The 13,044-nt window shown below is 43.9% G+C and carries 14 protein-coding genes; 8 read left to right on the top strand and 6 right to left on the bottom strand.

Annotated features, from left to right (window positions below; genetic code table 11):
* Positions 1-202 precede the first annotated feature (202 nt).
* Together AB6D80_RS09005 and AB6D80_RS09000 are read left to right on the top strand one after the other, a co-directional pair.
* A complete protein-coding gene (locus AB6D80_RS09005; protein ID WP_102307268.1) occupies positions 203-346 on the top strand; it encodes a DUF2256 domain-containing protein in 144 nt (47 codons plus the stop codon).
* Positions 347-435: 89 nt separating this feature from the next.
* Positions 436-1,320: a PA4780 family RIO1-like protein kinase gene (locus tag AB6D80_RS09000; RefSeq protein ID WP_371703227.1), complete on the top strand. Its 885-nt coding sequence runs from the start codon at positions 436-438 to the stop codon at positions 1,318-1,320.
* Positions 1,321-1,513: 193 nt separating this feature from the next.
* On the opposite strand, the gene AB6D80_RS08995 is transcribed toward AB6D80_RS09000, so the two are convergent.
* From AB6D80_RS08995 to AB6D80_RS08980, 4 genes are all read right to left on the bottom strand, one after another.
* Positions 1,514-2,254, bottom strand: a complete 741-nt coding sequence (locus AB6D80_RS08995) for an SDR family oxidoreductase (protein WP_371703222.1) — start codon at positions 2,252-2,254, stop codon at positions 1,514-1,516.
* Positions 2,254-3,813, bottom strand: a complete 1,560-nt coding sequence (locus tag AB6D80_RS08990; protein WP_371703220.1) for a cryptochrome/photolyase family protein — start codon at positions 3,811-3,813, stop codon at positions 2,254-2,256. Before AB6D80_RS08990 ends, AB6D80_RS08995 begins: the two co-directional genes overlap by 1 nt.
* Entirely contained in the window at positions 3,810-5,186 is a 1,377-nt protein-coding gene (locus AB6D80_RS08985) for a DASH family cryptochrome (RefSeq protein WP_371703218.1), read from the bottom strand. Before AB6D80_RS08985 ends, AB6D80_RS08990 begins: the two co-directional genes overlap by 4 nt.
* 191 nt (positions 5,187-5,377) lie before the next feature.
* The gene (locus AB6D80_RS08980) at positions 5,378-5,800 is read right to left on the bottom strand and encodes a universal stress protein (protein WP_012604051.1); all 423 of its coding nucleotides are present in this window, start codon (positions 5,798-5,800) and stop codon (positions 5,378-5,380) included.
* Positions 5,801-6,035: 235 nt separating this feature from the next.
* On the opposite strand from AB6D80_RS08980, the gene AB6D80_RS08975 reads away from it, so the two are divergent.
* The 4 genes from AB6D80_RS08975 (at position 6,036) to AB6D80_RS08960 (ending at position 8,323) form a co-directional block, all read left to right on the top strand.
* Complete coding sequence (locus AB6D80_RS08975; RefSeq protein WP_372188339.1) at positions 6,036-7,166, top strand: PcfJ domain-containing protein; 1,131 nt, start codon at positions 6,036-6,038, stop codon at positions 7,164-7,166.
* Positions 7,167-7,190: 24 nt separating this feature from the next.
* Positions 7,191-7,325, top strand: coding sequence for a hypothetical protein (locus AB6D80_RS08970; protein ID WP_372188337.1), 135 nt, complete (start codon positions 7,191-7,193; stop codon positions 7,323-7,325).
* Between the two features lie 67 nt (positions 7,326-7,392).
* Positions 7,393-7,827 (top strand): GNAT family N-acetyltransferase, encoded by a 435-nt coding sequence (locus tag AB6D80_RS08965; protein ID WP_372188336.1) that lies wholly within the window; start codon positions 7,393-7,395, stop codon positions 7,825-7,827.
* A gap of 241 nt (positions 7,828-8,068) precedes the next feature.
* Complete coding sequence (locus tag AB6D80_RS08960) at positions 8,069-8,323, top strand: DUF3297 family protein (RefSeq protein ID WP_017059204.1); 255 nt, start codon at positions 8,069-8,071, stop codon at positions 8,321-8,323.
* Between the two features lie 150 nt (positions 8,324-8,473).
* Here the strand turns inward: AB6D80_RS08960 and AB6D80_RS08955 are convergent, their stop codons facing one another.
* Positions 8,474-8,974, bottom strand: a complete 501-nt coding sequence (locus AB6D80_RS08955) for a hypothetical protein (RefSeq protein ID WP_122046623.1) — start codon at positions 8,972-8,974, stop codon at positions 8,474-8,476.
* A 177-nt stretch (positions 8,975-9,151) separates the two neighbouring features.
* Positions 9,152-9,871, bottom strand: coding sequence for a lipoprotein (locus tag AB6D80_RS08950; protein ID WP_372188334.1), 720 nt, complete (start codon positions 9,869-9,871; stop codon positions 9,152-9,154).
* Positions 9,872-10,426: 555 nt separating this feature from the next.
* Between AB6D80_RS08950 and glpT the strand changes: the two genes are divergently transcribed.
* Positions 10,427-11,800: a glycerol-3-phosphate transporter gene (gene glpT, locus AB6D80_RS08945; RefSeq protein ID WP_372188332.1), complete on the top strand. Its 1,374-nt coding sequence runs from the start codon at positions 10,427-10,429 to the stop codon at positions 11,798-11,800.
* Positions 11,801-11,879: 79 nt separating this feature from the next.
* A complete protein-coding gene (gene glpQ / locus AB6D80_RS08940) occupies positions 11,880-12,935 on the top strand; it encodes a glycerophosphodiester phosphodiesterase (protein ID WP_372188330.1) in 1,056 nt (351 codons plus the stop codon).
* Positions 12,936-13,044: the final 109 nt, after the last annotated feature.

Here is a 13,044-nt window from a genome sequence, read left to right as displayed (position 1 = left end):
TCTTGCTATATTTATCAGCGCAGAAATAGAAGCAGAGCTAGATGAATCAGATCCCCGACTCGGTCGTTCCTCCTTCTCGAGGATGACGGAGTCGGGGTTGTTATCAATCACATCGTCGTCACTCGCTAAAGTCAGGAACGAGCGTAATAGGGAATCTCTCTTCAACGAATAGGTTAATGGATTCATCGACAAGGAAGCGGTCATGCACAAGAAACAACATCTACCCACCAAGACATGTCCCGTTTGCCTCAAACCATTCTCATGGCGTAAAAAATGGCAACGTTGTTGGGAAGAGGTGATTTATTGCTCTGAACGTTGTCGTCGCCACAAGACAAAACCCACATAATCTCCCTTCATTTAAGAATCTATTGAGAATAACCACTCATTTAACGAGTTAATATTTTATCTGTCAGGTAACTCATGTATAAAGACGACATGAAGATACCTAAAAGAATACAGCCCTTAGTTGACGATGGTTTAGTCGACGAGGTGAAAAGCCAACTCATGAGTGGCAAAGAAGCGTCAGTGTACATAGTACGCTGTGGTGATACGATCCGTTGTGCCAAGGTGTACAAGGAAATAAGCCAACGTAGCTTTAAAAAAGCAACGGCATATCGAGAAGGGCGAAAAGTCCGCAATAGCCGCCGCGCTAGAGCGATGGAAAAAGGCTCTGGTTTCGGTCGCGAGCAACAAGAAAAAGTATGGCAAAGTGCAGAAGTGGATGCCTTGTATAAGCTGGCAGAAGCAGGCGTTCGCGTGCCTGTCCCTTATGGCTGCTTTGATGGCGTACTTCTGATGGAGTTGGTCACTGATGACGAAGGTTATGTCGCGCCAAGATTGAATGATGTGGTGATGCCGCCTGAACAAGCGATTGAAGATCATGCGGTGATGATGACTTATGTCGTTAAGATGCTTTGCGTTGGTTTAATTCATGGCGACTTGTCTGAGTTCAACGTATTGGTTGATGAATATGGTCCTGTGATTATCGATTTGCCGCAAGCGGTCGATGCATCTGCGAACAACAATGCTGAGTGGATGCTGACTCGTGATGTTAATAACATCCGTGACTATTATGCGCAATTTGCCCCTGAACTGGCGACCACTGAGTATGCTAAAGAAATGTGGGCACTGTTTGAGAAGGGTGATTTGAAGCCAGACAGCAAGCTAACGGGTGAGTTTACCGAAAGTGACGCCTTGGCAGATATTGATGCCATCATGCAAGAAATTGACGCAGCCCGTGCTGAAGAGCAAAGCCGCCGCGAGCGCGTTAAGGAAGAAAAAGAAGGTGTCGACGATAGCAAGTTCAACTGGGCTGAATAGCGGTGATAGTAATGATCAGTTTTGGTCATTACTGACCCCTTAGAGTGCCCTTCGTTGAGATCATATTTTTAGTTTCAACCAACAGCTTCACGTTTACTACTAAACCCAACAGAGTCATAGCTTTGTTGGGTTTTCTATTCTTACCACTCATCAAATTTTACTATTCATCAAAGCCAGCGATTGGTATTCCTCCCTACCAAGTCAATTGCTCACCATCATACGCGTAGAAATGCCCGCTTTTATCCGGCGTGGCCGTTCGAATGATGTCCACCAACTGATGAGCTACATAACTAGACTCAAACAACTTACCTTGCGGTACATTGGTCTGAAATGGCTTAGATAGAGCTGTGTCGGTTGTACCAGGGTGGAGCGCTAACACTGTGCCTTTTTTCAATGTGCGTTGCCATTCAATCGACATGGTTTTAATGAACATGTTGAGTGCGGCTTTGGATGAGCGATAGCTATACCATCCACCTAATCGGTTGTCTGAAATGCTGCCGACTTTGGCTGATACCACAGCAAATTTTGGATTGTCACTGGATTTGAGGATCGGCGTGAAGTGCTTGGCCAGTAATAAGCTAGGTAGGGTGTTTACCGAGATGTTTTTCAGGAAGAATTCTGGGTCGATAAAGGACAAATTCTTTTCTGGACCAAGGTCTGGCGTATGAAGCATACCCACGCAATTTATTAACCAATCCAATCGCTCGAATTGAGTGCTTAGTCGTTCAATATCAGCTTCGTTGGTGGCATCGACTTGGTGCCAATTTAAACGGTTATCTTCCAATTCTGGTCGTTGTGAATGATAAGTCGCGTCGACATGTACATCGAGAAAATCAAAGCGAGACAGCTCAGACAATAGGTGCTTAACCACGGCGAAACCAATACCGCCGCTGCCACCAATGACCAATATGTGTAATCTGAGTTGTTCCACCATTATAAGTTCTCCAAGTTTGTGATTCGTTGTTCAGCAGTATCGAGAATCGCTTGTTGTGATTGCTCGTCCATGTTGTCCCAAGAGCGATATAACATTCCCATACGTGGGTTACGGTTTAACGCATCGCGGTGCTGGTTCATAAAGCGCCAGTACAAGCTATTGAAAGGGCATGATTGCTCTCCGCTGCGTTCTTTTATCTTGTAGTGACAACCTTTGCAGTAGTCACTCATACGGTTGATGTAAGAACCGCTGGCAGAGTATGGTTTGGTTCCGACGATCCCGCCATCCGCAAACAGTGCCATACCTCGCGTATTTGGCATTTCGACCCACTCAATCGCATCGACGTATATACCAAGGTACCAACTGTCGACTTGGTCGGGATCTATGCCCGTAATTAAGCAGAAGTTGCCAGTGATCATTAACCTTTGGATGTGATGCGCGTAAGCAAATTCAAGGGACTGGTCAATCGCATGCTTCATGCAATTCATTTTGGTTTGTCCATCCCAAAAGTAATGAGGCAGCTTATTGGTTGCTGAATAATGGTTTTTATTGGCGTACGCAGGCATGTTTGCCCAATAGACGGCGCGTATGTACTCTCGCCACCCCAGTATTTGGCGTACAAACCCTTCGACTTGTGCAATGTCGATAGTGGGTGTGTTTATCTTAGAAGAGGCTTGATAAGCCGACAGCGCAGCATCAATCACTTCTTGGGGGCTTAGCAGTTTGCTGTTCATCGAAAAGGAGAGGCGGCTATGGTACAAGCTCCATTTTGAGTCGTGTTCTGTCGTCATCGCATCTTGAAACTGACCGAACAGCGGTAAACAGACTTGGCAGAAGTGCGCGAGTAAAGACAAGCTTTGTGCGCGGTTAACTGGCCATAATAATTGGTCGCCAACTTCACCAATGGTTTGAACTTGATGATGCTCGATGCGTTTTAAGATCGCAGAAATGTCGTTGGCAAACATTAACGGTTGCGGCAGGTTCTCGATGTCTTGTTTCTTCAGCTTCTTGCGATTGTTTGCATCGTAATTCCATTTTCCGCAAACCGGTTTGCCATCGTCGAGCAGGATGTCGAAACGCTTTCTCATTCGACGATAGAAGTGTTCCATCATGATGTGTTTGTCTTTTGGAAATTGGGTTTCAATCTCGTCAAACGGAAACAGGAAGTGCTCAGAATCGCTACAGCCTTTGGTTACTCCGGTTAACTTCAGCTTTGCCAGTTGTTGGAGAAGTCGATATTCATCTGGCCTTTGATATTCGAATTTCTCAGCGCCGAATTCGTGGACATAGTGCTGCAATAGCGCATCAAGATTTTCAAATTGAGTCGTGTCATCAAGAGTTAAGTGGAGTACCTGATGACCTTGTTGTTTGAGTTCGTCGGCAAAATAGCCCATCGCCGAGAAAAAAGCCGCCACCTTTTGGATGTGCGATGCAACGTAGTCAGTCTCTTGCTTAAGTTCGGCAATGATGTAAGTGACCTCGTCATCAACCTGTTGAAACCAAGAGTGCTGGACATTGAGTTGGTCGCCTAAGACAAGGCGCACGGTTTTGAAGTTCATAACATATCCTGATTGTTGGTTAAGAAAGGTTCTTTGCTGCTCGCATTCCACTTGTTGATGAACGCATGGTCTGGATCGTACATATCCGTTTGCATAGCCAAATCAAAATGTCGTGATTTAGGTTGCTTAGCATTATTTTGCTTATTGGCTTGGGTGTTTACCTGAGAGTTCAGGGCTCCGGCTATATATGCCCAATTACCCCAGTTTGATGCCACGTCATAGTCGATAAGTTGGCTCTCAAAATAGGCTGCGCCGTGTCGCCAATCGATCCCTAGTTCGTAGATCAAACAGCTAGCGGCCAGCTGCCTTCCTCGATTAGACATGTAGCCTGTTTCGTTAAGTTGGCGCATACACGCATCGACAATCGGGTAGTTGGTATTGCCACTTTTCCATTTGGCTAAATTCAGGTTCAACGTCGCTGAGGAGTTTGAAGAGTCGAGTTTATGGTTTGAGGTTTCACCGAACAACGAGGAACCCAGTGACAAACACGTCCAATAGAAATATTCGCGCCATAACAACTCAAAATAGATCCAATAGGTTGAATCGTTACTGCCATGTTCGGTTTCGAACTGCTTCAAATGTCGATAAATCGTTTTAGGCGAAACGCAGCCGAGTGCCAACCACGGCGAGAACTTGGTTGAGTTTACGATGCCGTCAAATGCGTTTCGAGTCTGCTTGTAATTAAGAGCGTAATCATGTGAAAAGTAGTTTTCTAAATGCGCTAGTCCGGCATCTTCGCCACCCAAATAATCGCTTATTACTGCGCTTTCATCATTTGGTGAACTGAATAATGAGATTGTCGATGTCGATGCTAGTCTCACGGCTGGTGGTAGAGCTGAAATAACCGTCTCACGGCGATTAACGTCTAAGTGTTCGACTAGCTTTCTAAATTTGGTAAACGAGCTCGGGACTTTTGATAATTCAAACGGCAGCTCATGTGAGTCAATCAAGGTCGAGTGATGTGGCAAGCATGTTATTAAGTCAGGGTGACGACGGTGTACTGAATGAATCAATCGTCGCTCATCGTAACCGCAGTGTGCATTGGCGAAAAAGTGGGTGACGTGCTGTGTAGCAATAATTTGGCTGAGTGTTTGCTCGGTTGTGTCGGGTTCTAAATGATTACTGCGAATCATGACAACTTGCTGCCCTAGCTTTACTAAATTCGATTCTAAATTGGCTATCGATTGTGAAACAAAAGCCTGGCGATGTGCGCCATAACTTTGCTCTTGCGCTAAATCAGCAGAGAAACGAACCAAAGTGGGTTCGACAATCACGCAAATGAGTTTTTCGACCCTCTGTGCAGCGCAATGGAGCAATTGATTGTCGTTGATTCTTAAGTCGTTTGTAAAAAGATAGAGACCAATCTTTTTCATTACTTACACTCGTAATTTTTTAATTATTAGACGCTTACGAGTTGATAAGCTGACAAGATCACAAATGATTGTTTTGAAAAGGTAATGACTGAACTAAGCGCAAAGAGGGATGTTAAGGAGAGTATGAAGCCAACCAATAATACCGATAGAGATTGGCAATGCAGAAGTTTTTAAAGTTCGAACGGCAGTATCTAATCCATTGGAACGATTAGAATATCGACCGGAGATGTGTCGATGATCTGTTTCGAATGGGAAATGATTTTATGCCAAAAATCGTGGTGATGGCCACATAGTAGTAGGTCAACGCCATTTACCTCGATGGTATTTTTGAGCTTATCATTCAAATCTCCCGTTCCCACGAATATGTGCTTGATTGGGTGTTTAGCGTAGGCCTCAAACTCTTTCAAATGTTTAACGGAATCTTCATTGATGGGTAGATCGCCTTCATTTCCCTGAATATCAACGAGTTCAGGGTAAATCTCTCCATGCGTGCCGTCGATATAAACAAACGAAATGCCAGCCTCTAGTTTGTTTGCGAAGAAGGTCGCTCGATCAATCAGAATCTTAGTGTCGTCGGACATTTCAACAGCGACCAGAATATGTCGGTATTCCATAATTAAAGCCTCGTGTTATCAGTTATATAACAAGCATAGTTTTTGTTAGCACAAATGATATCGAAGAGATCTCATATTGCATAAATTCATCATTCAATGATCTTCTAAGCACTATCGTATTTATATCGCTTTGATTGATAAGAAATTTACAAAAGGTTGTTATAGTGGTTGAAGCGCTAGCTTATTCTGTTAGATAGGCTTTACGGTTTAATGCGCCAATAACGAAGAGGCATCAATGACAGCACTACTCACCATTCCCACTAGGACGTTAGGTTTCGACTACGATATTGAGATCCGAGATTGGTCTCAAAAGCTTGTCGGTTTTCACGTATTTGAAGATGGTAGACGACCGCTCGATGGTGGTATTGGCTTGAGCTTAAACCTCGTTGAGCAGTTTGATGTGAATGGTCGTTGGTTGGATTCATTGCCAGCTCGTTATCGTGAGATCACCGATGATTTTCCAGAGTATCAATACCAGATGCTTTGGCTCGCGGCGAACACTTATGAGGCGGCTCAACTGCTTGAATTAAGGCCGGTTATCTTGGCGTTAATCTGCATGAAACACAGTGTTGATAACAAGAAAGCATTGGAACTGAGTCGTTTAGGGCAAAAGAGAATCTTAGCCAAACTGGGCTTAGATGGCAGTAAAGCGACCCTAAAATTCATCGATAAGCTAGAGCTTAACTACAACGTCGGTGATGAGCTCGACCACATTGTACGAATTCTTGAACCGCTACAAAGACGTGTTCTTAAATTCAAGCACTATTCCAAAGTTGGCTACACAGCGCTTCGTTTGGACCAAGTTCATCCATTTCTAACCGGCAGTCGATTGGGCATTGCGATGGTAGAAGAGGGCAGGCTTAATGCGCCTTCAAAAATGGCGATGTTCCAAGATGCGATATTGTTAGGACTAGATTTGGAGATGGATGATCCATTACGCGCCATTACCAGCCAGAACTCATTTGCGATGTTCGAACAACTTCACGATAGATGGACAGAGCAACGTCAACTGCGTCGTTTAGAAGGTAACCGCCCAATGGATAAAGACATTCCTTACCCGGTTCCTTTGCTAGGTAACGACAATATTCATCCGCTTACTGATTACTACGACCTTGAACAAGAGGGCGTGGAACAAAAACATTGTATTGGCGTCTATCACAATCGAATCATGAGCGACCGCTATGTGGTGTTTCGAATGTTTAAGCCTCAGCGTTTAACCATAGGTTTACGTCGTGTCTCGAGCAAAGCGTTTCCGTTTGAGATTGACCAAATTTGCGGAAAACGAAATGCACCGCCATCGGAGTCGGCTCGCCAAGTCATCCATGACTGGTTAGAAGCGAGTAAGCAAAAGTACCCTAAGCAATAGCCATGAAGCAGAAGGAATAGCAGGATGTTTCAACAAGGCGATTTATGCCCGCATTGTGGTTTGATTATTGTCATGCCAACAGATTTGCAAGCCGAATGCTTAGGGTGTGGCGAAGAGATCAATCAAGACCCTGCAGACGATTGCGACGAAGAAGAGTAGCTTTACCTACACTTAAATTAAAAAAGGCTAGGATAGCCGAATCACACCCTTTCAAAGGACGGAAAAAATGCAGAAAGTAATCTTTAGAAATTGCGATGAAAGCTCGCCTTATTGGAGTGAGTTAGAGGGCTTATTTCAAAGCGAATGGTCTGATTTCAAGTTTAAAGATACCTATAAAGAAAACGTAAAACTCCCTCCAGTAATAACAGTACTTCGCGATAATGTGGTCATTGGTGGCTTGGCGTATTCCTATTTTCAAGAACCTCACCAAGTTCGTGATGTAGTGTGGATCAACGCCGTGTTCGTCGCCCCTCAATGGCGCGGTCAAGGCATTGCCAGTGAACTGATTAATCGTGGTGTCAGACAGGTTTCTTCTGCAGTGCAAACTCAACTCTACGCGTACACCAATATCATGGGACTCTACCAAGGGCTAGGTTGGTCAGTTGTCGATATCGAATCAGAACCGAACCATAAAGTGATGAGTATTGAGCTTAATCGATAAACTAAGATTAAAGTCAGATATTAGGTTATCTGCCGTGCGAGTGATGAACTTCTCCCTTTCATCCATAACGTATAAACCTGTTAAACTTTCGTTGGAACTCATGTCGATATCGCCTTTAAATCAAACAACTAGCTGTTGATTAGACCTATCAATACGATTTATTGCAGCAGTTGTTGAGCACAAAGCCTATATTGACTAGAATGACGCACTTTTTTTATTTACGTACATACAGGTAATGAACATGAGCGATACTAATTCAAGACCAGCTTTACCAGATCATCTTGCAGGTAACCCACGCAGCCCACACCACGTTGCTGAGTGTTTCGAATACCCAATCGGCATTCGTCTAAATGGTAAAGAGCGTACTGATGTTGAAGAATACTGCATCAGCGAAGGTTGGGTTAAGATCCCTTCTCCAAAAGCGCTAGATCGTTTTGGTCAGCCAATGCTTATTACTCTAAAAGGCACTGTAGAAGCTTTTTACATCGACGCATAATCACGTCGTGTGGCTGGCTAATATTTCGTGTAATTAGCTAATGTTTGCTTAATTAGCCAACATAAAACCAAAGCCACCAAGCGTTATTACCTAAAAGGGTCTAGATAAATCTAGACCCTTTTTGTTTTCAAATCTATTGGGTTATTACCTTTACCAAGCGATACCTGCACCAATCGAGAACTCCAAATCTTCACCTTCTGCTTTATCGAAACCAGCGGTCACAACAAAGCCACTGTCCATAATGTAGGTTGCATCTAAGCCACCAACTTGTTTGGTTGAGCTGTCAGAGAACTCACGGCTATCTAAAATGACGTCCGTGTGGGTACGCTTAATCCCGTAACCTGGGGTGATGTACAAGTTTTCGGTGATACCAATAGGTGCTTGAAACTGATACTCGTTGTCGCGTTGCTTATATTCGTACGAGTCTTCATCTTCGTTATAAGCTGAGCGGGTAAACTCAATACCATAACCTATGCTTCCCGGGCCGCGATATTTGATGTAAGAAGCAGACCAATCTCTCCAACCACGTTCAGCCGATAGACCAAATGTAATCGCGGTTTCCTCTTGGTTTTGTTCATAGGCTTGTGCGTTAGACATAGTGAACAGCAAGACAGCGGCTAATGTCAGAAGGGGAAGCTTTTTGATGGTCATTGGATCTCTCGCTTATGTATACAAAATATCGGCAAATTCAAACTATCGAATGCCAGTAGATTAGTAACCTAGTCCGGATCTTCCTTGAGCTTTTTAGTTATGTATTCTTGGTTGACGCTTGAGCGGCATCCTCTTGGATTTGAGGATGCCTTTTTGATATGGGATTGGTGATAAGTATTACTTCAAAGTACGTAGCTTATTGACCTGCATTTTTGCTCGCACTTTGGTGGCTTGCGCTTGCGACGGCAAGTTGTCTTTGATCTTGTTTTTAATGTCTGCGACAGGGATGAAGTTCCACTGACCGTCGTGATACTTAACTACAAAGGTCTCACGGTTCATTTCTTCACGGAACACCCAAACACCATCGTCGAGACGCTTAAAGTCACCAACTACATTGCCGTTCGTATCTCGAACTGTCCAAAACGTATGTTCAGTATCAAGATAAGACTTCTGCTCACCTGAGATCATCTTGTCACCAGAGCTGATCGTCACATAGTCTTCACGAACAATAATTTCACCGACAGTCTTGTCATCTAAGTAGATGCTGTATAGCGTTTCGTGATCATCAGAACGTTGTTTTACGGCGCTTATATGAGCTTCACCTGTGTCTTTATTAAAAAATGGTACATCACCGATATCTGGGATGTAGACGAAGCCTAGATCAGCTTGTTCAATGATATCAGCAATATTTTTTGAATCGTCTTTGCCGTATCCAGGGTCGATATTATCAAACCCATTGTCGATATCACTATCAGAGTCGCCGTTTCCAAAACCTGGGTCAATATTTTCGAAACCATAGTCGCCATCAAATTGAGGTTGTGCTGGTTCTGAACCACCGCCAGATGAACAACCTGCTAAAACAGTAGTAAGAACGAGTGCGATAAGTGATTTGTTCATGATATTTCCTAACGTTTGTTGAATTCGTAAGATGCTCACTGACTAACCTCACTACTAGGTGATGGGTACACACCTTGTGTATAGACATTGTTGCATCACTTGAGATGTACAATAAACAACCTTGGTAATTCGATAAATAAACGGAAAGAAATACAAAACATCACCATTGGCTATGTATTGCTAGTTATACGCATTGCCGATGGCGATGTGCGACTTATCTATTCACATTAATTGGGCGCAAAGAGGTTGATTCTGTTTACAATTGTTTAACTTAATTGCATATCCTTGTTTGAAAAGTTCGATATTTGCTCACTCGAAAGGTGGCTTTCTATACAAGCGCATTCTGCACTGAAGAACAACACAAACAAAAATATGAAGCGCAGTCTAATTAAATGAAACTAATATGCTGTATTTAAAGTTATTTTTTGTTAATAACTACCTCTATCACAGAAATTAATCATGAAGCACATACAATCCCCTTGATTTCGAATGAGCGATAAATTTTTTCGTTCGAGCATTTAAATTCTTCCTTCGCCCAATAATTATGAGGTTCCTATGTTTGGAATATTCAAACCTATGGCGCATATCGATCGCTTGTCATCAGATAAGATCGATAGCACCTACACACGACTACGATGGCAGCTGTTTCTCGGCATCTTCGTTGGCTATGCGGGTTACTACCTAGTCCGTAAAAACTTTAGTTTGGCGATGCCTTATCTCATTGAACAAGGTTTTAGCCGTGGAGAGCTAGGGGTTGCATTAGCGGCGGTATCTATCGCTTACGGCTTATCTAAGTTCTTAATGGGCAGTGTTTCTGACCGTTCTAACCCTCGTTACTTCCTCAGCGGTGGCTTGTTAATGTCGGCACTGGTGATGTTCTGCTTTGGCTTTATGCCTTGGGCAACAGGCAGCATCACTGCGATGTTTATTCTGCTGTTCTTGAATGGTTGGTTCCAAGGTATGGGTTGGCCGGCTTGTGGACGAACCATGGTTCACTGGTGGTCTCGCAAAGAACGTGGTGAGATCGTATCGGTATGGAACGTTGCTCACAACGTGGGTGGCGGTTTGATTGGCCCGATGTTCTTGTTGGGGCTGTGGGCTTTTAACGACGATTGGCGAACCGCTTTTTATGTTCCTGCATTTTTTGCCACTCTCGTTGCTGTCTTTGTTTGGTTTACGGTAAGAGATACACCTCAATCTTGCGGCTTACCACCGATTGAAGAACATAAAGACGATTACCCAGACGACTACGATACGTCTCATGAGAAAGAAATGACGGCGAAAGAGATCTTCTTTAAGTACGTTTTCTCAAACAAACTGTTGTGGTCAATCGCGATTGCTAACGCGTTTGTTTACCTTATCCGTTATGGCGTACTCGACTGGGCTCCGGTTTACTTAAAAGAAGCAAAAGACTTCTCTGTCGATAAATCATCTTGGGCTTACTTCCTGTATGAGTGGGCAGGTATCCCTGGCACCTTATTGTGTGGTTGGATTTCAGATAAGCTATTCAAAGGTCGACGAGCACCTGCAGGTATCTTGTTCATGGTTCTAGTGACAGTCGCTGTGTTGGTATATTGGCTGAACCCTGCGGGTAACCCAACGGTTGATATGTTGGCACTGGTTGCGATTGGTTTCCTTATCTATGGCCCTGTAATGCTGATCGGTTTGTATGCACTGGAACTTGCACCTAAGAAAGCTGCAGGTACAGCGGCTGGTCTAACAGGTTTGTTTGGTTACTTAGGTGGCGCGGTTGCTGCGAACGCAATACTCGGCTTTATGGTTGACCATTACGGCTGGGATGGCGGCTTCATTATTTTGGTCGGTGCTTGTGTGGCTTCAATCATCTGTCTGCTTTACGCGTTCTTAGGTGAACGTGCGCACCACAAACAAAAAGAACGCGAACAACAGAAAGAAGCATTAACTCAGTAGTTCATTAACTGGACAACGTCATACTAATAAACAACAGAGGCAGGTATATCCTGCTTCTGCTTTATCAAGGGAAACAATAATGAAAACAACGTCACTGTCTCTGACTTTATTAGCACTTAGCTTATCTGCCAATGCGTTCGCCGATCCTTTAGTGATTGCGCATCGCGGTGCTTCTGGTTATTTACCCGAGCACACACTACCTGCTAAAGCGCTCGCTTATGCCATGAAACCCGACTACATCGAACAAGATGTCGTGATGACCAAAGATGATCAACTGGTGGTATTGCATGATCACTATTTAGATCGCGTCACCGATGTTGCTGACCGCTTTCCAGATCGCGCACGAGCAGATGGACGCTATTATGCGATTGACTTTACGCTTGCTGAGATCAAATCATTAAAAGTGACAGAAGGTTTTAACCTAGATGAGCAAGGCAACAGAGTGGCAGGGTACCCAACACGTTTCCCGATGTGGCAGTCAGATTTTCGCGTTGCTACTTTTGCGGAAGAAATTGAACTAATTCAAGGCTTAAACAAAACGCTGGGTTATGACGTGGGTATCTATCCTGAGATTAAAGCGCCTTGGTTCCATCGTCATGAAGGCAAAGATATCTCGAAAGCCGTGCTTGCCACCTTGCAGCAATATGGTTATCTATCAAAAGACGACAAGGTATATCTACAGTGTTTTGATGCCAATGAGCTGCAACGTATTAACGGTGAATTAATGCCTGCGATGGAAATGGATCTTAAGCTCGTTCAGCTAATGGCCTATACAGATTGGAACGAAACCATGACTTACAAGGGCGATAAAGCGACGCCGTACAGTTATGACTGGATGTTTGAGAAGGGCGGCATGGAAAAAGTCGCTAGCTATGCTGATGGCATTGGCCCATGGAAACCTATGCTGGTGGACGATGCATCGACCAAAGATAACATCATTATTAAACCATTGATGAAGTCAGCAAAAGACGCTGGCTTAGACGTTCACCCGTACACGTTCCGTGCTGACCCAGGAAGAATCCCAGCTTATGCCGATAATTTTGATGGCATGTTGGATGTCTTTTACAACCAAGTCAAAGTCGATGGTGTGTTTACCGATTTTCCAGATAAAGCGGTCGACTTCTTAAACCGTTAATTTCCTGCTTAGATACTAGTAACGAAATACGAAGAGCTAAAAGCACTGTCTTAAGGTAATGCCGATCAGTTAAAGCCAAAGTGATCGGTTGAAGGATCCTTCCGAGCTG

The sequence above is a fragment of the Vibrio sp. 10N.247.310.17 genome (assembly GCF_041466605.1).
In the GTDB taxonomy this organism is placed as follows: Bacteria; Pseudomonadota; Gammaproteobacteria; order Enterobacterales; family Vibrionaceae; genus Vibrio; species Vibrio tasmaniensis_A.
This window is presented reverse-complemented; position numbering and strand designations above follow the sequence as displayed.